This window comes from Micromonospora sp. NPDC049523, from assembly GCF_040676775.1.
GTDB lineage: Bacteria > Actinomycetota > Actinomycetes > Mycobacteriales > Micromonosporaceae > Micromonospora_G.
Window position 1 is genome coordinate 79,408 of sequence record NZ_JBFAPP010000013.1, and the last position, 20,461, is coordinate 99,868.

Sequence of the window (20,461 nt, forward strand, 5' to 3'; positions counted from 1 at the left end):
ACGGGGAGACTGTCGATGACCGCGCCTGTAGCCGACCGCCCGGACGGACCGGAAGCAGCCCCGGAGCCGCTTCCGGAGACGCCCTCGGAGCCGGCTCCGGAGACGCCTGCGGAATCGGCCGGGCAATCCGATCCACCGGGTGGGAGGTCGTCGGCCGGGCGGGTCACGGCGGCGGTGGAGACGGCGCTGCTCGCGGTCGGGGTGATGCTGCTGGCCGTCACCCCGAAACCGCCGATGATGGGCGACGGTCTCGCCCGCTACCAGGCCCTGCTCGAACTGCTCGAACAGCGGCAACTGCCGGGCACCCAGTACTCGATGATCGGCCCGCTGTTCGCGACGCCACTGTGGTTGGTGGGGCACTGGTACGGCAACACCCAAATCTGGCTGGTGCAGTACAACTTCCTGCTGCTCATGGTCGGACTCGCCGCGATCCACCTGCTGCTGCAGGGCCGGGTGGCGCCGCGTACGCACCGGCGGTTGCTGCTGCTGCTGGTCGCCGGGAGCATGGTCGCCGCGCACGTACAGGACTTCTACGGCGAGATGTTCACCGCGATGGCCGTCGGCGTCGGCCTGCTCGCGGTGACGCTGCCGGACACCCGGTGGGCGACCAGGGCCGCCGGTTGGGTGGCCATCGTCCTCGGCGTCGCCAACACCCCCGGCTCCATCGTGGCGCTCGGACTGGTCGTCGTGGTGCTCTGCCTCATGCGCCGCCGGTTGCGCTACCTGGCGGCCCTGCCGGCCGCCGCCGCGCTGATCGTCGGCGAGAACTGGTGGCGCTTCGGCGACCCGCTGCACAGCGCGTACGCCGGGCACGGCGGCGGCGCGACGGTCATGCCGTACTCCGGGCAACCCGGTTTCTCGTACCCGTTCCTGGTGGGCCTGGTCGCCATCGTGTTCTCGTTCGGCAAGGGCCTGATCTGGTTCACCCCGGGGTTGTTCCTGCCGGCCCGCGACCGGCTGCGGGAGGCCGGGGCGAACCTGTGGCGGGTCTGGCTGCTCTGGGCGGTGTTCGTGGTCGGCCTGGTGCTGCTCTACTCCCGCTGGTGGGGCTGGTACGGCGGCATGTACTGGGGACCGAGGTTCTTCCTCGTCGCCATGCTGCCCGCCGCACTGGCCCTGGCCGTCTGCCTGGAACCGGGCCGGGCCCGGCCGTGGACGAACGTCGCGACGGTGGTCGTGGCCGTGCTCTCCGTGTGGGGCGCCGCGAACGGTCTCGTCTTCGGTCAACTGCGACCGTGGACCTGCTACGAGAACAACTACCACCTGGAAGCGCTCTGCCACTTCACGCCGGAGTTCAGCCCCCTGTGGTTCCCGTTCGTCGACACCCCGGAACTGACCAGCCTGCAACGCGGCACCCTGCTGTTCTACGCCGTGGTGCTGCTGTGGCTGGTCGCCCCGGTGCTGGGCCGGCTCGCCGGCCAGGTCAGGGCGGCGCTCGGCGGACACCGCGACCTGCTGGCCCGGCGCACCTGGCACTGGTAGGCCAGAGTGCTACCGCTCGGTGGGCAGGATGGGCCCGGCGAACAGGTCGGTCTGCTCGTCGACCCGGAGGTCCGTGGTGGCGTGTGCCGGCGCGGGGCGGTCGCTGACCGGCAGCCGGGAGTAGAGCCGTACCTTCGGGTCGGGGCCGCGCCGGGAGGTCACCGGGCAGGTCACCAACCGCACCGGAAGCGGTGGCGTCTCGAAGCCCCGGCTGCCCCATCGCAGCCAGATCGGGATCCGGCCGGCGCCGGCCTCGGCGAGCAGCTTCTCCACCGAGCGGCGGCGGTCGGTCTTGTCGATCTCGACGGCGACCGGCGGGCCGTCCGGCCGGGCGCAGGCCACGTCGAGGAACGAGTGCCGGTGGGCGTACGGCGGAGGCAGCGGCAGCACGCTCGCCGCCCGGCGGTAGACCCGCCAGCCCCGACCGGTGGCCCAGGCGGCGACCTCTTCCACCAGCAGCGCGGTGACCTGCTCCGGTGTCCGGTCGACGAAGGTGAGCGCGGCCAGCCGGTCGGCCAGCGACGCGGCGATCAGTTCACCATCCCCGGCAACGTCCACCGCGTCACGCTAGCGCCTCGGGTCCCCCCGCACCCACAGGCGCTAGCGGCTGGTCCGCCCGCCCTTGCGGAGGTTCTCGATGGTCAGGTCGAGCGCGGCTTCGAGGTGGGTGATCCGGCCGGTGGAGAGCATCATCAGCACGCCGCCCTGGATCCCGGCGAGCAGGGCCGAGGCGGTCCGGTCGGTGTCCAGGTCCGGATCGACCTCACCGGCGTCCCGCATGTGGCGCAGGCCCCTGTTGATCTCCGACTCCCACTGCTGCATCAGCGCGCGTACGACCGCCTGGGCGCCGGGGGTGCTGCGACCGAGTTGGGACACCAGCACGTTGAGCGGGCAGTGCTGACCCTGCTCCAGGTAGCGGGCCACGACCGCGTCGCGCCAGGCGTACCAGGCGGGCCAGGAGGTGAGGTCGCCGAGGAAGGGCTGCTGGTCGGTGAGCACCCGGTCGGCCTCGAACTGGGCCACCGCGAGCAGCAGTTCCTCCTTGCCCTCGGGGAAGTAGTGGAAGAGCTGGCTCTTGCTGGTGCCGGTCCGGGCGCGTACGTCGTCGAGGGTGGTGACGGCGATGCCGCGCTCGCGGATCTCCGCGGCGGCCCCCTCGATGATCCGTTGCCGGGTCGCGGCACCCTTGCGGGTCAGGGTCCCGGTCACAGCGGCCACCTCCCTTTTTAGGACTAGCGGGTCCACTTTACCGCGCGCTCGCCGGCACCGTCGACCACTCGACGATCTGGCCCGTACCGATAATTTACGGCCACAATATGGCTTCCCACCTGAGGATACTTATAGCTATCTATCTCTTGTGCAGTGAAAACTTTCGATCCATACTTCGGAATGTTTCACCACCGTGGGCGATCCGGCAAGCCCTGCTCCCGATCGACCCCCACCACCATGAAGGGGAACGCATGAAACGACTCGTCCGGCTGCTCGGCGCGGCCGGTGCCGCGGCGGCGCTGGCGCTGCTGAGCCTGACCGTCGCCACACCCGCGTCCGCGGCCACCCTGACCGAGGTGACCAACTTCGGCACCAACCCCAGCAACCTGCGCATGCACCTGTACGTGCCGGACCGGGTCGCCGCCCGACCCGCGATCCTGGTGGCCGTGCACTACTGCACCGGAACCGGCCCCGCCTTCTACTCCGGCACCCAGTTCGCGCAGCTCGCCGACCAGTACGGGTTCATCGTGATCTACCCGTCGGCGACCCGCAGCGGCCAGTGCTTCGACGTCTACTCGCCGCAGGCCCTGCGCCGCGACGGCGGCAGCGACCCGGTGGGGATCCTGTCCATGGTCCGGTACGTCCAGCAGCGCCACAACGGCGACCCCGACCGGGTGTACGCCACCGGCGTCTCCTCCGGCGCGATGATGACCAACGTCCTGCTCGGCAACTATCCCGACGTGTTCAAGGCCGGTGCCGCCTTCGCGGGCGTACCGCACAGTTGCTTCGCCACCACCGACGGCTCGACCTGGAACAGCCAGTGCGCCAACGGGCAGGTCATCCGTACCGCGCAGCAGTGGGGTGACCTGGTGCGCAACGCGTACCCCGGTTACACCGGCGCGCGGCCGAGGATGCAGCTCTGGCACGGCACCAACGACGAGACGCTGCGTTACCCGAACTTCGGCGAGGAGATCAAGCAGTGGACCAACGTCCACGGGCTGAGCCAGACCCCGACGTTCACCGACACCCCGCAGTCCGGCTACACCCGCACCCGGTACGGCAGCAGCGGGGGCAATGCCCCGGTCGAGGCGATCAGCATGCAGGGCGTACCGCACAACCTGCCGGTGAACGCGGCCGAGGCTATCCGCTTCTTCGGCCTGAACAGCACCACCCCGCCGACCACCCCGCCACCGACCACTCCCCCGCCGACGACCCCGCCGCCGACCACGCCTCCGCCGACCACCCCGCCACCGACGACCCCGCCGCCGACCACGCCTCCGCCGGTGGGTGGGACCTGTGCGGTCGGTTACACGGTCAACGCCTGGAACACCGGCCTGACCACCGCCGTCACCATCAGCAACCGGGGTAGTGCCCCGATCAACGGCTGGACCCTGGCCTTCACCCTGCCCGCAGGGCAGAACATCACCTCCGGCTGGAACGCCAGCTACAGCCCGACCAGCGGCGCGGTGAGCGCCCGTAACGTCAGCTACAACGGCACGATCCCGCCGAACGGCTCCACCAGCATCGGCTTCCAGGCCACGCACACCGGCAACTCCGGTCGGCCGGCCGCCTTCACCCTCAACGGCGTCGCCTGCACCGTCGTCTGATCCGGTCACTGTCCGGGGTGACAGCAACCCGTCCCGTCACCCCGGACAGTGCCGTACCGCCCCGCAGGCGCGTCAACTTGGCGTGCTGTCGTACAGGTGGGGCAGGATGCAACACGTGTCGTGTCTTGAGCAAGAATCGCCCGTGGTCCGCGCCTCGGTCCCGACCCACGGGCCGACCCCGGTCGGTGCGTCGGCGCCGAGCGGAGCCCGGCGATGAGCACCGCGCCGATCGGTGACGAGTCGACCGACCCGGGCGCGGTGGTCGGCCGGGTGCTCGGCACCGCCGACGCCACCCCGCTGCAGTTCTGGACGGCGGTCTCACCCGGCAGCTACCTGCAACTCGACGACGTGGTGGTGACCCGACGCGAGCTGCCCGACCGAGAACCGGTGACGATCGCCGGGGTGGTCACCCAGGTCAGGGCGCGACACGAGGGCGCGCAGTTCGACTCGGACGTCTTCGCCATCGCCGACGGGACCCTGCCGGCCCAGGTGCAGGAGGCCGCCGAGATCACCACCACCCGGGTCGACCCCGAGTTCTACGTGCCGCCGTCACCCGGCGCGCTGGTCTACCGGGCGCAGGGCGAGGCGCGCGACTCCGCGCTGCACTTCGACCGGATGGAGCGGCGGGTGCCGATGGGCACCGGCCGCGACGGAGTGCCGGTCTTCCTCAACGCCGACTTCCTCGACGGCAGCCGGGGCGCGCACGTGTCTATCTCCGGCATCTCCGGGGTGGCGACCAAGACCAGCTTCGCCACCTTCCTGCTCTACTCGGTGTTCCGCTCCGGTGTGCTCGGCGGCGACGCGGTCAACGCCAAGGCACTGATCTTCAACGTCAAGGGTGAGGACCTGCTCTTCCTCGACCACCCGAACACCCGGCTGGACGCGGCCACCACGGCGGCGTACGCGAAGCTCGGGCTCAGCGCGGGCGCCTTCCCCGACGTACGGGTCTACGCGCCGCCGCGGGCCGGGGACGCCTCCGGCACTCCGGACGTGAGCAGCCGGCTGACCGGGGTGGACAGCTTCTACTGGACGCTGACCGAGTTCTGCTCCGACCGGCTGCTGCCGTACGTCTTCGCCGACGCCGACGACGAACGCCAGCAGTACACGATGGTGGTCCACTCGGTCACCGCCCACCTGCACCGCTACGCCCAGCCGGCCGACGGCGGGGTGAGCATCGACGGCGTACGCGTGCACTCCTATCCCGACCTGGTCGACCACATCGTGGAGCAGCTCACCGACGAGGAGACCCGGTCCACCTGGGCCGGCAGCGCGATCAACACCGGCACGGTCAACGCGTTCGCCCGCCGCCTGATCAACAGCAAGAAGGACCTGGCCCGGCTGATCCGCGGTGACCTGGCCACCCGCCGACCGCACCGGATCAACACCGCGGAAAGCGCCCAGGTCACCGTCGTCGACCTGCACAACCTGCCGGACCGGGCGCAGCGGTTCGTGGTCGGTGTGACGCTGAAGACCGAGTTCGAGAACAAGGAGAAGACCGGCACCGCCAAGCCGCTGCTCTTCGTCGTGCTGGACGAGCTGAACAAGTACGCCCCGCGCGAGGGCTCCTCCCCGATCAAGGAGGTGCTGCTGGACATCGCCGAGCGTGGTCGCTCGCTCGGGGTGATCCTGATCGGCGCCCAGCAGACCGCCAGCGAGGTGGAGCGGCGGATCGTCACGAACTCGGCGATCCGGGTGGTCGGCCGGCTCGACCCGGCCGAGGCATCCCGCCCCGAGTACGGCTTCCTCCCCCCGGCGCAACGCCAGCGCGCGCTGCTCGCCAAACCCGGCACCATGTTCGTCAACCAGCCGGACATCCCGGTTCCGCTCTGCCTGGAGTTCCCCTTCCCGGCCTGGGCGACCCGGGTCTCCGAGGCCGGCCAGGCCCCGTCGGAGACGCTGCGTTCGATCACCCAGGCGGCCGACCCGTTCGCGGTGGTCGGCTCCGGGGCCGGCGCGCTGACCGACGACGACATCCCGTTCTGAGGACTCCGCCGTGAAGATCCTGCACACCTCCGACTGGCACATCGGCAAGGTCCTCAAGGGACAGTCACGGGTCGCCGAACAGGTGGCGGTGCTGGCCCAGGTGGTGGAGGTCGCCCGGGCCGAGCAACCCGACCTGGTGATCGTCGCCGGTGACCTCTACGACACCGCCGCGCCCACCCCGGAGGCGACCCGGCTGGTCACCCGCGCGCTGACCGCGCTGCGCAGCACCGGCGCGCAGGTGGTCGCGGTAGGCGGCAACCACGACAACGGGCCGGCGCTGGACGCGCTGCGGCCGTGGGCCGACGCGGCCGGGGTGGCGCTGCGCGGAAGTGTCCGGGACACCCCGGAGGAACACCTGGTCGACGGGGTCACCGCCGGTGGCGAGCGGTGGCGGCTGGTCGCGCTGCCGTTCCTCTCCCAGCGGTACGCGGTCCGCGCCACCGAGATGTACGAGCTGACCGCCGCCGAGGCCAACCAGACGTACGCCGACCACATCGGGCGGCTGATCCGGCGGCTCACCGAGAGCTTCACCGAACCGGACCGGGTGCACCTGGTCACCGCCCACCTGACCGTGGTCGGCGCGATGGCCGGCGGCGGCGAGCGGGAGTCGCAGACCGTACTCGGTTATGCGGTGCCGGCGACGATCTTCCCGACCAACGCGCACTACGTGGCGCTCGGCCACCTGCACCGGTCCCAGCAGGTGCCCGGACCGGCCCCGATCCGCTACAGCGGCAGCCCGCTCGCGATCGACTTCGGCGAGGAGGAGAACCGGCCCTCGGTCACCATCGTCGAGGTGGGTACCAGCACCGCGGCCCGTACCCGGGAGGTGCCGATCACCGCCGCCTCGCCGCTGCGTACGGTCCGGGGCACGCTCGCCGAGCTGGCCGAGATCGAGGCGCCGGACGGCTGGCTTCGGGTGTACGTACGCGAGACACCCCGGGCCGGGCTGCGCGAGGAGGTGCAGGCCCTGCTCCCCCGTGCGCTGGAGGTCCGGGTCGATCCGGAGCTGCTGGCGGCGGCCGGCCGTACCCGGGCCGCGCCCCGGGCCGGTCGCTCGGCTCGGGAACTGTTCGGCGACTACCTGGACAGCCGGGGCCCGGACGACGACGGCGTACGCGACCTGTTCGACGAGCTGTACGAGGAGGTGGGCGGGTAGTGCGTCCGCTCCGGCTGGACCTGGCGGGCTTCACCGTCTTCCGGGAGCCCACCACGATCGACTTCACCGACGCCGACTTCTTCGCCTTGGTCGGTCCGACCGGTTCGGGCAAGTCGACGGTGCTCGACGCGATCTGCTTCGCCCTCTACGGCACCGTGCCCCGCTGGGGTGGCGTACGCGGCATCGCCAACGCCCTCGCCCCGTCCGCGGTCGAGGCACGGGTCCGGCTGGTCTTCGACTCCGCCGGTTCGCGTTACGTGGCCACCCGGGTGGTGCGGCGCGACAGCCGGGGCAACGTCAAGACCGGCAACGCCGGCCTGCAACGGATGCCCGACGGCTTCGACGTGACCAAGCTCGACACCGGGATGAGCCCGGAGGATCTCGGCGAGGCGCTGGCCGGCACCCCGGCCGACATGGAGGCGGCGGTGCTGACCGCGGTCGGCCTGCCGTACGAGCAGTTCACCAGCTGTGTGGTGCTGCCGCAGGGGCAGTTCGCCGACTTCCTGCACGCCAAGCCGGCCACCCGGCAGCAGATCCTGGTCAACCTGCTCGGGCTCGGCGTCTACGAACGGGTGCAGCAGGCCGCGACCGGCCGGGCGGTCGGGGCCGAGGCACAGCTCGCCGCGGTCAACCAGGTGCTACAGGGGCTCACCGACGCCGACGAGGAGACCCTGACCGCCGCCACCGAGCACGTCGACGCGATGCACCGGCTCGCCGACGACGTGCGGGCCGCCGTACCCGAACTGGAACGGGCCCGTGCGGCGGCGGACGCGGCGGCGGCCCGGCTGACCGCGCTCGACGGCGAACTCGCCGAACTGGACCGGATCCACCCGCCGGCCGACGTCGCCGCCGTGGCGCGGGCGGTGACCGACGCGCGGGCCGTGGCGGCGGAAACCGTCGCGGCGGTCACCCTGGCCGAGGAACGCGAAGAGAAGGTACGCGGTGAGCTGGCCTCGGCGGGTGACCCGACCCTGCTGCGGCTGCTGTTGCAGGCGCACACCGAACGGGACCGGGTGGCCGCCGAGGCGGAAGCCCTCGGGTCCGGGCTGACCAGCGCGGAGGTCGACCACACCGCCGCGCTGGCCGCACTCGACCGGGCCCGCGCCGACGCCGAGCGGGCGGCGCTGGAGCTGGAGGCGGCGCGCAAGGCGTACCAGGAGGCGCAGACCGCGGATCGGGCCGCCGCGCTGCGCGGACACCTGACCGCCGGGGCGCCGTGCCCGGTCTGCGAGCAGGAGGTGCACGTGGTGCCGGCGGTGCCGGCCGGTTCCGCGGTGACCGCCGCCGAGGCCGCCGGCCACACCGCCAGGACCACCGCGGACGCCGCCGCCAAGGTCCTCACCGAACGCGAGCGGGCCGCCCGCGCCCTGGAACGCGACCTCGACCGGGCCCGCGCCCGGCACGACCAGCTCGCCGCCGCACTGTCCGAACTCGACGCCCGGCTGGTCGACTCACCCGGCCCGGCCGCCCTGCGCCGCGAACTCGCCACCCTGGACAAGCTGCGCGGCCAACTCGACCAGGCCGGCACGGCGGTACGTACCGCACGGGAATCCTCGCGTCGGGCCCGGACCGGCGTCGAGGCGGCCGAGGAGCGGGTCCGGCTCGCCGGGCGGGAGTTCGACACCGCCCGTGACCGGATCGCCCGGCTCGGCCCGCCCGCCGCCGACCGGGACGATCTCGCCGCCGCCTGGGAGGTGCTGCGCGACTGGGCGCGGCGGGAGGCGGACCGCCGCCGGGCCGACCGGGTCGACGCCGCGAGTGCGGTGGCCGAGGCACGGGCCGCCGCCGACACCGTCGCCGCCGGCATCACCGCCCTGTTCACCGCCGCCGGGGTGCCCGCCGGCAGCGAAACCGGCCGCTCCGGCACCGACCCGGTGGCCGCCGCGGCGGTCGCGGTGGTGGCCGCCGAGGCCGAACAGCGGCGCCTGGCCCAGCGACGGGAGCAGGCCGAACAGCTTCTCCAGAAACGCGTCGAGCATGAACGCGCCGCCCGTACGGCACGGTCGTTGGCGGGGCACCTGCGGGCCAACAACTTCGAACGGTGGCTGCTCGCCGAGGCGCTGGACCTGCTGGTCGACGGCGCCTCCCGGATCCTGCGCGAACTGACCGGCGGCCAGTACGAACTCACCCACGACAAGGGCGAGTTCTACGTCGTCGACCAGCACGACGCCGGGCTGCGCCGGGGCGTACGGACGCTGTCCGGCGGGGAGACGTTCCAGGCCTCGCTGGCCCTGGCACTGGCCCTGTCCGAACAGCTCGCCGGCCTCTCCACCACCACCGCCAGCCTGGAGTCGATCCTGCTCGACGAGGGCTTCGGCACGCTCGACGTGGCCACCCTGGACACGGTCGCGGCGACCCTGGAGACCCTGGCCGCCCGCGGTGACCGGATGGTCGGCGTGGTGACCCACGTACCGGCGCTGGCCGAACGGGTGCCGGTCCGCTACGAGGTCAGCAAGGACGCCCGGACCGCACGGGTGGAGCGGATCGGATGACCGGCGTGCAGGCGCCACCGCCCCGGTACTACGTCGACGGCTGGGATCCCTCCTACGGGGCCTCGTTCGAGGCGGCCGGCGGGCCGGCGGCACCGAGCAGTGCCAAGGTGGAGCCGGACGTCGAGCTGCCCGCCGACGAGTGGCGGGCGGTGGGCGTACCGGACGGGTTGGCGGCGCCGGACGTGGTGCTGCTGGTCGACGGGGTACGCCGGATCGACGCCAGCGTCTGGACCCGCGAGGACGACGGCGCCTCGTACCCGGGCATCGCCGCCTCGTACGCCGCTGGCGTGGTCCGCTGCGACCTGCGGCGCGGCGCAGCCGAACTGGCCGGTACGCGGGTCGCCCGGGGACTGTTCACCGCCAGCCCGTCGGCCGGGGACGTACTCGCCGGACAGGTCCGCTACACGCTGCACCGGGTCGGCGGCAGCGGCGAGCTGAGCAAGCTGCCGGCGGCCGTGCAGGGGCCGCTGACCGCGCTGGAGGTCGAGGTCTCCGACGCGGCCAGGACCGACGACGACCTGCTGGTGCTCGACGGGCCACTGCGCAACCGGCGCCACCTGCCGCGCACCATCGGCTACATCAAGACCCAGCACAGCCAATACCTGGACGCCGGGCTGACCGCCGTGGTGACCCGGCTGGCGCCGGGGGAACGGTCCCCGGTGTTCAAGCTCGGCACCGCCTGGGGCGGCTACTCCTGGTACCTGCGGCTGCCGGGCACCACCGGGGCGCCGTGGGCCGGGATCGTCCGGGTCGAGTGCTCGGCCGAACTGAGCGTGCCGGAGGCGATCGGGCTCGCCGACCGGTCCCTGGTGACGCTGCCCCGGTTCGCCTCGTCGCCGTACAAGGACCCTCGGGCACCGCAGAACCTGATCCCGATCGCCGGGCTGGAGCGCCGGCTGCGGGCCCTGCTCGGCGATGCCCGGCTGCTGCACCGCACGCTCACCATGGCCGCCAACCGCCCGTACCGCTGAGCCGGCCCTGCCGCTGGGGCAGCCGCCGGACGGGCGCGGGGTCGACCGACGATACTGGCGGTATGGCACGCAAGCGAGGTCCGGACCGGCTCGCCGTACGGGTCGACACCGGGCTCGCCGAGTTGGTGCCCGACCCCGACCGGCCGCGATCGTTCACGCTCAATCTCGACGGCACCCCGCAGTCGCACGTCGACCTGGACGACCCGACCCACCTCGAATTCGAGTACATCCGCCGGATGGCCGCCGCGATCGACCTGGTCGCCCCGGCCGGTACGCCGCTGCGGGTGCTGCACCTCGGCGGCGGCGCCCTGACCCTGCCCCGGTACGTGGCACAGACCCGCCCCGGCTCCACCCAGCGGGTGGTCGAGATCGACGCCGCCCTGGTCGAACTCGTCCGCCGGGAACTGCCGTGGCCACCGCAGGCCCGGCTCAAGGTACGGGTCGGCGACGCCCGCGAGGCGCTGAGCGGATCCCCGGAGGACTCCTACGACCTGGTGGTCGCCGACGTGTTCGCCGGTGCCCGGACCCCGGCCCACCTCACCTCGGTCGAGTTCGCCGCCGAGGTGGCACGGGTGCTCCGCCCGGCCGGCAGCTACCTGGTGAACGTCGCCGACGGGCCGCCGCTGAAGCACATCCGGGGTCAGGTCGCCACGATCCGGTCGGTGCTGCCGATGGCCTGCCTGGTCGCCGACGCGGCGGTGTTGCGCGGTCGCCGGTACGGCAACCTGGTGCTGGTCGCCGGGCGGGTGCCACCGCCGGTGGCCGAATTGACCCGCCGTGCGGCCGGTGACTGGTTTCCCGGCCGGGTGCTGGCCGACGAGGAGCTGGAACGGTTCGTCGGCGGCGCCAAGATAGTGGTGGACGCCACCGCGACCGGTTCCGCCGCGCCGCCGGCCGGCACCTTCGGCGTCGCCGGGTGATCCGCGCCACTGCGCGACGTGTGAGCCGCTCCGCACCGGGCTGATTTCCGGTCGCCACGGATCAGGTGCAATGCCGTTGATCCGTTCCCGGTCCGAATCCGTACCCCTCGGTGGCTGGATGACCGGAAGCGGAGGGGTGAATGCACACGGTGACCGAAGAACGGCCCGCCGACCTGGTCCGGGCGGACTGGGTGCGCGCACCCCAACCGCGACGGGATATCGAAGCCGGGGGCGGTATCGACGCCCGGATCGCGGCCCGCAATGATGTTCGCGTGACGCCACGATCGGCTACCGGCCGCCACCAATCCGGATCAGCCGAGGCCAACCGTTCAGACGATCTGGTCCGGCTCCTATATGAGCAGCATGCCGGCCCTCTGTTGATGTTCGTGCTCCGGCTTACCGGCGGGGACCGACAGCGGGCCGAGGATGTCGTACAGGAAACGCTTTTGCGTGCCTGGCGAAACGCGCACCGACTCGGTGCCCAGGGGCAGACGTCCCTGCGGCCCTGGCTGGTCACCGTCGCCCGCCGGATCGTCATCGACGAACATCGCAGCGGGCAGGCCCGGCCGGCGGAAACCTACGACCGCGACCTGGAAACCTTTGCCGAAGCCGACGAAACCGAACGGGTGCTACGCCTGATGACGGTTACCGACGCACTCCGCACACTGAGCGACTCGCATCGCGAGATCCTCGTCGCCACCTATTTCCGGGGCCGTACGGTCCCGGAGGCCGCCGAGGAGTTGGGGCTGCCGCTGGGCACCGCCAAGTCCCGGGTCTACTACGCGCTACGCGCCCTGCGGACCGCGCTGCAACAGCGGGGGGTGACCGAATGAGCCGGTCCGACCACTTCGACGTCGCCTCGTACGCGTTGGGCGTGCTCGACGAAGAGGACACGATACGGTTCGAGGAGCACCTGGCGGACTGCTGGGCCTGCGCCGGTGAACTGGAGTCGATGCTGCCGGTGGTGGACCTGCTCGCCGAGGTCGACCGGGACGACCTGGCGGTGATGGAACGGGCGACCGCCGACGACACGATGGTCACCCGCGCGCTGACGGTTGTCGGCCGGGACCGGCGCCGGGCCCGCAGCCAGCGGATCCTGAGCCTGGCCGCGGGTGTCGTGGTGGTGGCGCTGCTCAGCGGGCTGGCCCTGGTGGCCGGCGCGAACTGGGTCGGCGGTGACTCGAAGACGCCCGGTCCGTCCGGACCGGTGACCCAGGTCGGCGCTCCACCGTGGACCAACGGCAGCTTCCCGGACGTACCGAACGGGGAGAAGGTGACCGTCACCGACAAGGACACCGGCGTCCGCGCCGACCTGCTGCTCGACGCCCGGCCGTTCGGCACCCAGGTCTCGTTCGCGCTGCGCAACCTCACCGGCCCGCGGGTCTGCCGGCTGGTGGTGCTGCGCAAGAACGGTGATCCGGAGGTGCTGTCGAGCTGGACCGTGCCGACCGAGGGTTACGGCACGCCGGCCCGCCCGGAACCGCTGCTGCTGCAGAGCACCACCTCGGCGCCGCGTACCGAGATCGACCGGATGCAGATCCAGGCGCTCGACGACAAGGGAGCCGCGACGGCGCTGGTCACCATTCCCCTCTGAACGCGGCGAACCACCGGATCACCCTCGACGTCGCCGGGGTACGCGAGTTCGGCGACACGTACCCGTTCGGCCCGGGCCGACCCCCCTCTGGGCGGGCCAGCCCGGGCGATGGCCGGTGGCGGTTGCCGATCCGGGTTACGGGCGGACGGACAGGGTGTGGTGGAAGACGCCGCGGGGGTCCCAGCGGGCCTTGACCCGGCGCAGGCGGGGGTAGTTCCCCTTGTAGTACAGGGCGTGCCAGGGCACCCCGGACGTGTTCCACCCGGGGTCGGCCAGGTCGGTGTCCGGGTAGTTGACGAAGGAGCCGTCGTTGACAGGGCCCGGCACCGGCACGCCGCCGGTGTCGGCGTACATGTCCCGGTAGAACTCGCGGATCCACCTCAGGTGCCGGGCCTCGTCCTTCGGGTCCGCCCAGGCCACGAGGTAGAAGAGCTTCAGGATCGAGTCGCGCTGGGCGGCGGCGGTCGCCTCCGGCGCGACGGCGTTGACCTGACCGCCGTACGAGTTCAGGCTCAGCGTCCCGCCCACGATGTCGTAGTCGTCCCTGGTCAGGTGGCGGTGTACGACTTCCACCTGTCGGTCGGTGAGGCGCCGCCGCAGGTACCCCGCCTTGGTCTTGAGCCGCCACCGGCCGGGGTCCTCGCCCGGACCGCGCAGCGCCGAGGCGAGCCACGGTAGTCGCTGCTGCGTGCGGGCCGAGGGCGGAGCGAACCCGGCGCTCAGCGCGGCGACGTGCTCGTCGAGCAGCCGTTCGGCATTGGCGCCGGCCACCTGCCCGAGCATCATGAGCCGGCCGGACTGGCGGCGGAAGAGGAGCAGCTCGCTGTAGAGGCCGGCGTACGGCGTACCCGGTCCGCTGTGTCGCTCGAACCATCGCCCGTGGTTGCCCACCAGCCGCGCGAACGCGTCCGGGCCGAGTCCCTCCCACGACCACTCCATCTCGAACGTCAGCACCGAGGCCGGCGGCTGGGGTAGCAGTCGGGTCGGGTCGGCGCCGCGTGCGCCCGGTGTACGAAACCAGTAGCGGGTGACGACGCCGAAGTTCCCGCCACCGCCACCGGTGTGCGCCCACCAGAGTTCACGGTTGGGGTCCGACGGCTCCCTGGTGGCGACCACGCTCCGTGCGGTGCCGTCACGGTCCACGACTACCACCTCGACCCCGTACAGGTAGTCGACGACCAGGCCGAGCAGCCGGCACAGCGGCCCGTATCCGCCGCCCTGGACGTGCCCACCGGCACCTACCTCCGGGCAGTAACCGCCGGGGATGGTCACCCCCCACCCCAGGAAGAGCCTCCGGTACGCCTCGCCCAGCGTCGCGCCCGCCTCGACCGCGAACGCGTTGTGCCGAGGGTCGAAGTAGACGCCGGTCATGCCCGACATGTCGATGACCACGCGTACGGCCGGGTCGTCGACGAAGTTCTCGAAACAGTGCCCACCGCTGCGCACCGCGACCCGCTTGCCGGCGCGTACGGCCTCCTGGACCGCCCGCACGACATGGTCGGTCGTACCCACCACGCGTACCTGCTCCGGCGTGCCCTGGAACCGCAGGTTGTAGCGACGCTGTACCAGGTCCTGGTACCGCGGGTCGTCCGGCGTGACCCGGATCGGGCCGAGCGGTGGCGGCCACGCCGGTCCCGGCGCACCGGACGCGGGTGACGCCGCCAGTCCCTGATGGACGGCCACGCCGGCCGCGGCGGCGATGGCTGTACTGCGTAACAGGCTCCGCCTGGTGTGATCCCCCATGGACGTGTCTCCTTCGTGCTCGGTGGCGACCTTGCCGGACCGACGCTACGCAGCGTGATGCGCTCGGGAAATCCCGCTGACCGGAGGCTTGAACCGGGGGCTGGCCCCACCACCGATGGGGGGCGTGGTGGTGCCGCGACCACTCTGCTGGCGGTCGCCGGCCACGACGGAGATTCCCGGTTCGCGGAAGGGAACCCTAGGCGGCGGGCAGGTCGGCCCGGCCGCCGAGGCGGCGGAAGGTGTCGTGGGTGGCGGAACCGGGTTCGGCCACGTAGACGATCATCCGCTGGTCGGAGTCGGCCAGGTGCAGCACCTGGCACTCGAACTCGAGCGGCCCGACCTCGGGGTGCGCCACCCGCTTGACGATCCGCCGCCGGACCTCGACGTCGTGGTCCGCCCACAGCTCGGCGAACCAGGACGAGCTGGCCAGCAGTTCGGTCACCAGCTCCTCGATGCCCAGGTCCCCCGGATAACGCCCGTACGCGGCGCGCAGGTCCGCGACCGAACTGCGGGCGAACCGCACCGCGTCGGCGTCCTCCCAGTGCTGGTCGTTGGCGGGCCGGCGGAACATCCAGCGGATCGTGTTGCGGTCGAACTCCGGCACCGCCGTCAGGTCCCCGACGAAGTACGTCGCCAGCCGGTTCCAGGCCAGTACGTCGTACTTGGCGTCGACGACGTACGCCGGGGTCTCGACCATCGAGTCGATCAGGTGCCGTACGCCCGCCGTCACCTCCCGGCTCGGTCCGGCCGTCGCGGGCGGGTTCTCCCCGGCGATCCGGAACAGGTACTCGCGCTCGTCCCGGTTGAGCATCAGCGCCCGCGCCAGCGCCAGCAGCACCTGCCGGGACGGGTGCGGGCCCCGCCGCTGCTCCAGCCGGATGTAGTAGTCGATCGACATCCCGGCGAGCTGTGCCACCTCCTGCCGGCGCAGCCCCGGCGTACGGCGACCGATGCCCTCCGGCAGGCCGGCGTCACCGGGCCGCAACCGGGCCCGCCGGCTGCGCAGGAACGCCGCCAGCTCGTCGCGCCGCAGCCCGGACCCGTTCGCCGTGCTCATAGCCGCCCGTTCCCCGTGTTCATGACTTCCATGGTGCTCCCGATGCCGGTCCCGCCGCACCGGGCGTGGGTGGTACCGCCGGTACCAGCCCCGACCGGTCTCTCCCGCCCGGCCGCGCCCGTCGGCACGCTCGGGTCATGACCACCAACATGACCGCCCTGATCACCGGGGCGAACAAGGGAATCGGACTTTCCACCGCCCGGCAGCTCGGCGAGCGCGGCTACACCGTGCTGGTCGGCGCCCGTGACCCGGAGCGGGGCCGGGAGGCCGAGCGGGCACTGCGCGACGGCGGTGCCGACGCGTACGCCGTGGAACTCGACGTCACCGACGAGGATTCGGTGGCCCGGGCGGCGAAACGGATTTCCGATCAATACGCACACCTGGACGTACTGGTCAACAACGCCGGGATCGCCCGGGGCGACGGGACCGGTCGGCCGAGCGAGACCACGCTGGCGACCCTGCGCGAGGTGTACGAGACGAACGTGTTCGGTGTCGTCACGGTCACCAACGTCCTGCTCCCGCTGCTGCTGGCCGCCCCGGCGGCGCGGATCGTCAACGTCTCCAGCGAGGTCGGGTCGATCGGCATCATGACCGATCCGGCGCATCCGCTGTTCCCGATCGCCTCGGTGGCGTACCCGTCGTCGAAGTCGGCACTGAACATGGTCACCGCCATGTACGCGAAGGAACTGCGGGACACCCCGATCAGGGTGAACGCGGCGAATCCCGGTTACTGCGCCACCGACCTGAACGGCAACAGCGGATTCCGTACGCCGGACCAGGGCGCCGAGGTGAGCGTCCACCTGGCCACTCTGGGTGAGGACGGGCCCACCGGGCTGCTGTGGGGCTTCCTGATGGACGGCAGCAACTCGTACGGCGTACTGCCCTGGTAGAGCCATCCATCAGGACGGGTACGGGAAACCGGAGGGAACAGTTCAACGATTTGCTGTGAAATTGTCCACCGTCTATCACCTCATCCGCCGGCCGTTAATCGCCGTACTTCCCCGTGACCTGCCAAGCTGAGGAGGACACGTGGCACTGATCAAGCGAACCGCGACCATTGCGAGCACACTGGCCGCAATGACCGTGGTGGCCGCACTGACGGCCTGCGCCCCGGCCGGGTACGACCCGACCCAGCCCGCCGCCGACACCGAGCCGGTGGCGAACGCGGCGGCCGAGGCGGCGGCAGCGCCGAGTGCGACCCCGGAACCGTCGGCCTCCGCCGCGCCGAACCCGCCGTCGAACGCGCCTCTCACCACGGAACTGAACGGCAAGAAGGTCGCCAAGATGGGTTCGGTGGTGACCGACCAGAAGGGCTGGATCCTCTACCGGTTCGACAAGGACTCGGCCAACCCGCCGACCAGCAACTGCAACGGTGACTGCGCCCGGCTCTGGCCGCCGGCACTGACCGACGGCAACACCGAGGTGACCGGGGTCGACGAGGAGAAGGTCGGCGAGGTCACCCGCGAGGACGGCACCCGTCAGCTCACCATCGGCGGCTGGCCGGTCTACCGCTACATCGGTGACCTGAAGCCGGGCCAGTGGAAGGGCCAGAAGGTCGGCGGCACCTGGTTCGTGGTCGCGCCGGACGGCAAGAAGAACCTGAGCTGCCTGCCCGAGGGCACCCCGAAGCCCGTTCCGCTGCCGCCGGCCGACGGTGAGGGCGGTGCCGCCGAGAGCACCGGCGGCGACTCGTACTCGTACTGACCGGTGGCCACCGACGCGGCGGCCGGCCGTTGCCGACAGGGCGCGGCCGGCCGTCGCCGGTGGTCGGTCGGAGCGTGTCCGCTCAGCTCGCCGCGGCGAGCCGCCGCGGGGCGGCCGGCTCGACCGCCGGCACCGGAACCGGTGCGGAGGCGGACACGGAAACGGGTGCGGGCACGGTGATCGTGGTGCTGGCGAGCATGGTCCGGGTGATGGAGGTGAAGGCGTGCGGGGCGTTGACCGCGACCAGTCCGACGAGTCGACCCTCGTCGTGGTAGCCGACCAGCACTCCGGCCCGGGCCACGTCACGTCGCCCCGGACGGAGTTCGGTGACGGTCACCTCGGCGTTGCCCGGCAACTCGCCGCAGACCTGGATGCGCAGCCCGTACTGGTCGGACCAGAAGCGTGGCACCAGGGTGACCGGTTCCACCGCACGGTCCCCGGCGAGCAGGGTGTGCGCGGCGGCGCGTCCCTGCTGCAGCGCTGCGATCCACTGTCCGCAGCGGACCGGGCGGTCGGAGTAGCGCAGGTTCGGCCAGCGGGCGACGGTGCCGGCTGCGACGATTCCCTCGGCGCCGAGCACCCGCAGGCTCTCGTCGCAGAGCACCCCGTCGGTGATGTCGAGACCGGCGCCGTCGAGCCAGTCGACGTCGGGACGCTCACCGGTGGTGGTCACCACCAGGTCGGCCTGGATCTCGTCGCCGTCGTCCAGTTCGACCAGCCAGCCCCGACGCCGACGGTTCAACCCGGTGACCCGGCGGCCGAGCCGCAACTGCACCCCGTCGCGGGCCACCTCCTTGCCGACCAGCCGGCCGACGGTCTCGCCGACCGCGCGCCCCAGGACGTACGGCTTCGAGTCGACCAGCACGGCGTCGCGGGCCAGGGTGCGTACCGCGGAGGCGACCTCGCAGCCGGTCAGGCCGGCCCCGATCACCACCACCCGGTCGGCGTCGCGCAGGGCGGCGCGCAGCGCCCACGCGTCGGCGAGCGTGCGCAGGGTGTGCAGCCCCGGTTCGCCCACCGGCCAGTCGCGCGGCAGGGCCGCCTGGGCGCCGGTGGCGATCACCAGGCCGTCGTAGCCGAAACGCTCGTCGGTGTCGGTGGTGACGATCCGGCGGTCCGGGTCCAGGTGCACCGCACGCCGGCCCAGGTGCCAGGTGATGTCGGCGCCGTCGAGCACCGGCATGCGTACGTCGCTGGGCCGTCGGTGTCCGGTGAGCAGACCCTTCGAGCAAGCCGGTCGGTCGTAGGGGGCTTCCGGCTCGCCGCCGAGCACCCGTACGTCGCCCCGGAAACCGGCCCGCCGCAGTTCCTCGGCCGCGGCCACACCGGCCCGGCCCGCTCCGACCACCACCACCCGGTCGTACGCCGAGCGTGGTCCACGCCGCCTCACGGCGCACCGTCGCGGCGGTGCACCCCCGTGGCGCTGCCCGAGGGTACGGATCGCGGACCCGGACGGGGCCGGGGTCGCCGGGCGGCGCGGCTGGGCCGGGCCGGTTCGGTGTCGGGATTGGACGGCGGTTCGAGGTCGAGGTCGACCGGGAGCGGGGTCAGCACGGTGGTCGGCACGCGGTTGAGGGTAATCGCCCGCGCGGGACAGACCTCGACCGCTCGGATCACCGCGTTGGTCTGGTCCGCCGGGACCATCGCCTTGTACGCCAACCGCCCGTCGCCGCGCAGCGTGAACACGTCCGGCGCCTCGTGTTCGCAGAAGCCGAACCGGGCGCACCGGTTGGCGTCCACGTCGATGGTGACCTCCTGCCCGCGCCGCCGGGCGGTGAACCGGTCGCCCAGGTCACGACGCAGGTCGCTGGCCCAGGGTGTGGTCGTGAACCAGAGCGCCACAGTGGACAACCAGGCAACCAGTACGCTGCCCCAGACGGCGGGCGGCCCGACATCCGAGCCGGAGATCAGCACGTGTGCGACGAGCAGCATGAACGCCACGTACGTCAGCGCGTGCAGCGCCCGCCACCGGGAGTACCCCAGCCGACGCTGGATCAGTACGGACAACGTGGTGGCGAGGAGCAGTTCCAGCGCGATCACCCCGACCCCGATGCCGATCGGGTCGTCCGGGTTGAGGAAGGGGATGAACTGGTCGACCAGCCGGACCGGGCCACCGGTTGAGGCGAGCTGGACGAGGGCGTGCACCAGCCCGAGACAGAGCCCCAGCAGGGCGATCGTGGAATGGGTGGCGTGTGCGGTCGAATGGCGGATCCGGGTCAGCGCCCAGCCGTTGCGCAGGACCAGGCCGGACAACACCGCGAGCCAGAGCAGGAAGAATGAAATAAATCCCACGGTCGCGGCGATGAGATGCACACTTTCCTGCGCACTGCGCACGCCTGCGGTCCTCCTATTTCCGATGGCACCAACCCGGCGGTAGGTGTCTATATCATTCCGGGCTACCAGCCAGTATGGTGACCTGGGCGCAAAAGTCAAGGCGACCCTGACCAACGTTGTGGCCTGGGCATTGAACCGTACCCATCGGCCGAACGGACGATGTCCGGGGTTGACCTTCGCCGACATAAGTTCCACTTAAGTAAGACCTA

Annotated in this window: 17 protein-coding genes; 11 read left to right on the forward strand and 6 right to left on the reverse strand. The window is 71.9% G+C overall.

What is annotated here, in order from left to right; all coding sequences use genetic code 11:
• The first annotated feature begins 15 nt into the window (after positions 1 to 15).
• The gene (locus tag AB0J90_RS21355) at positions 16 to 1,482 is read left to right on the forward strand and encodes a hypothetical protein (RefSeq protein ID WP_363598363.1); all 1,467 of its coding nucleotides are present in this window, start codon (positions 16 to 18) and stop codon (positions 1,480 to 1,482) included.
• Positions 1,483 to 1,491: 9 nt separating this feature from the next.
• Here AB0J90_RS21355 and AB0J90_RS21360 read toward each other — a convergent pair whose 3' ends face one another.
• The gene (locus AB0J90_RS21360) at positions 1,492 to 2,040 is read right to left on the reverse strand and encodes a hypothetical protein (RefSeq protein WP_363598365.1); all 549 of its coding nucleotides are present in this window, start codon (positions 2,038 to 2,040) and stop codon (positions 1,492 to 1,494) included.
• 42 nt (positions 2,041 to 2,082) lie between these two features.
• Positions 2,083 to 2,691, reverse strand: a complete 609-nt coding sequence (locus tag AB0J90_RS21365; protein WP_363598367.1) for a TetR/AcrR family transcriptional regulator — start codon at positions 2,689 to 2,691, stop codon at positions 2,083 to 2,085.
• Positions 2,692 to 2,942: 251 nt separating this feature from the next.
• On the opposite strand from AB0J90_RS21365, the gene AB0J90_RS21370 reads away from it, so the two are divergent.
• The 8 genes from AB0J90_RS21370 to AB0J90_RS21405 all read left to right on the forward strand — a co-directional run bounded on the left by AB0J90_RS21370 (position 2,943) and on the right by AB0J90_RS21405 (position 13,414).
• Positions 2,943 to 4,298 carry a PHB depolymerase family esterase gene (locus AB0J90_RS21370; RefSeq protein WP_363598369.1) on the forward strand — a complete coding sequence of 452 codons (1,356 nt, stop codon included), beginning with the start codon at positions 2,943 to 2,945 and terminating at the stop codon, positions 4,296 to 4,298.
• Between the two features lie 228 nt (positions 4,299 to 4,526).
• Entirely contained in the window at positions 4,527 to 6,281 is a 1,755-nt protein-coding gene (locus AB0J90_RS21375; RefSeq protein ID WP_363598592.1) for an ATP-binding protein, read from the forward strand.
• Positions 6,282 to 6,291: 10 nt separating this feature from the next.
• Positions 6,292 to 7,437, forward strand: a complete 1,146-nt coding sequence (locus AB0J90_RS21380) for an exonuclease SbcCD subunit D (RefSeq protein WP_363598371.1) — start codon at positions 6,292 to 6,294, stop codon at positions 7,435 to 7,437.
• Complete coding sequence (locus AB0J90_RS21385; protein ID WP_363598373.1) at positions 7,437 to 9,929, forward strand: SMC family ATPase; 2,493 nt, start codon at positions 7,437 to 7,439, stop codon at positions 9,927 to 9,929. The genes AB0J90_RS21380 and AB0J90_RS21385 overlap by 1 nt, the downstream gene beginning before the upstream one ends.
• Complete coding sequence (locus tag AB0J90_RS21390; RefSeq protein WP_363598375.1) at positions 9,926 to 10,900, forward strand: hypothetical protein; 975 nt, start codon at positions 9,926 to 9,928, stop codon at positions 10,898 to 10,900. The genes AB0J90_RS21385 and AB0J90_RS21390 overlap by 4 nt, the downstream gene beginning before the upstream one ends.
• 62 nt (positions 10,901 to 10,962) lie before the next feature.
• Positions 10,963 to 11,820 carry a fused MFS/spermidine synthase gene (locus tag AB0J90_RS21395; RefSeq protein WP_363598377.1) on the forward strand — a complete coding sequence of 286 codons (858 nt, stop codon included), beginning with the start codon at positions 10,963 to 10,965 and terminating at the stop codon, positions 11,818 to 11,820.
• A gap of 140 nt (positions 11,821 to 11,960) precedes the next feature.
• A complete protein-coding gene (locus tag AB0J90_RS21400; RefSeq protein ID WP_326560147.1) occupies positions 11,961 to 12,653 on the forward strand; it encodes a sigma-70 family RNA polymerase sigma factor in 693 nt (230 codons plus the stop codon).
• Positions 12,650 to 13,414, forward strand: coding sequence for a zf-HC2 domain-containing protein (locus tag AB0J90_RS21405; RefSeq protein WP_363598379.1), 765 nt, complete (start codon positions 12,650 to 12,652; stop codon positions 13,412 to 13,414). The genes AB0J90_RS21400 and AB0J90_RS21405 overlap by 4 nt, the downstream gene beginning before the upstream one ends.
• 135 nt (positions 13,415 to 13,549) lie before the next feature.
• Here AB0J90_RS21405 and AB0J90_RS21410 read toward each other — a convergent pair whose 3' ends face one another.
• Both AB0J90_RS21410 and AB0J90_RS21415 read right to left on the reverse strand, forming a co-directional pair.
• Complete coding sequence (locus AB0J90_RS21410; protein WP_363598381.1) at positions 13,550 to 15,157, reverse strand: FAD-binding protein; 1,608 nt, start codon at positions 15,155 to 15,157, stop codon at positions 13,550 to 13,552.
• 196 nt (positions 15,158 to 15,353) lie between these two features.
• On the reverse strand, positions 15,354 to 16,214 hold the full coding sequence (locus AB0J90_RS21415) for a helix-turn-helix transcriptional regulator (RefSeq protein WP_363598383.1): 861 nt from the start codon (positions 16,212 to 16,214) through the stop codon (positions 15,354 to 15,356).
• A 137-nt stretch (positions 16,215 to 16,351) separates the two neighbouring features.
• Between AB0J90_RS21415 and AB0J90_RS21420 the strand changes: the two genes are divergently transcribed.
• Positions 16,352 to 17,104, forward strand: a complete 753-nt coding sequence (locus AB0J90_RS21420; protein ID WP_363598385.1) for an SDR family oxidoreductase — start codon at positions 16,352 to 16,354, stop codon at positions 17,102 to 17,104.
• A 139-nt stretch (positions 17,105 to 17,243) separates the two neighbouring features.
• Positions 17,244 to 17,918 (forward strand): hypothetical protein, encoded by a 675-nt coding sequence (locus tag AB0J90_RS21425; protein ID WP_363598387.1) that lies wholly within the window; start codon positions 17,244 to 17,246, stop codon positions 17,916 to 17,918.
• Between the two features lie 82 nt (positions 17,919 to 18,000).
• Here AB0J90_RS21425 and AB0J90_RS21430 read toward each other — a convergent pair whose 3' ends face one another.
• Complete coding sequence (locus AB0J90_RS21430; protein ID WP_363598389.1) at positions 18,001 to 19,308, reverse strand: FAD-dependent oxidoreductase; 1,308 nt, start codon at positions 19,306 to 19,308, stop codon at positions 18,001 to 18,003.
• Positions 19,305 to 20,252, reverse strand: a complete 948-nt coding sequence (locus AB0J90_RS21435) for a ferric reductase-like transmembrane domain-containing protein (RefSeq protein WP_363598391.1) — start codon at positions 20,250 to 20,252, stop codon at positions 19,305 to 19,307. Before AB0J90_RS21435 ends, AB0J90_RS21430 begins: the two co-directional genes overlap by 4 nt.
• Positions 20,253 to 20,461 lie beyond the last annotated feature (209 nt).

Coding starts and splice junctions, on each gene's coding strand:
- AB0J90_RS21410 (WP_363598381.1), bottom strand. CDS start 15,157: ATGGGGGATCACACCAGGCGGAGCCTGTTACGCAGTACAGCCATCGCC.
- AB0J90_RS21390 (WP_363598375.1), top strand. CDS start 9,926: ATGACCGGCGTGCAGGCGCCACCGCCCCGGTACTACGTCGACGGCTGG.
- AB0J90_RS21395 (WP_363598377.1), top strand. CDS start 10,963: ATGGCACGCAAGCGAGGTCCGGACCGGCTCGCCGTACGGGTCGACACC.
- AB0J90_RS21415 (WP_363598383.1), bottom strand. CDS start 16,214: ATGAGCACGGCGAACGGGTCCGGGCTGCGGCGCGACGAGCTGGCGGCG.
- AB0J90_RS21400 (WP_326560147.1), top strand. CDS start 11,961: ATGCACACGGTGACCGAAGAACGGCCCGCCGACCTGGTCCGGGCGGAC.
- AB0J90_RS21355 (WP_363598363.1), top strand. CDS start 16: ATGACCGCGCCTGTAGCCGACCGCCCGGACGGACCGGAAGCAGCCCCG.
- AB0J90_RS21370 (WP_363598369.1), top strand. CDS start 2,943: ATGAAACGACTCGTCCGGCTGCTCGGCGCGGCCGGTGCCGCGGCGGCG.
- AB0J90_RS21405 (WP_363598379.1), top strand. CDS start 12,650: ATGAGCCGGTCCGACCACTTCGACGTCGCCTCGTACGCGTTGGGCGTG.
- AB0J90_RS21420 (WP_363598385.1), top strand. CDS start 16,352: ATGACCACCAACATGACCGCCCTGATCACCGGGGCGAACAAGGGAATC.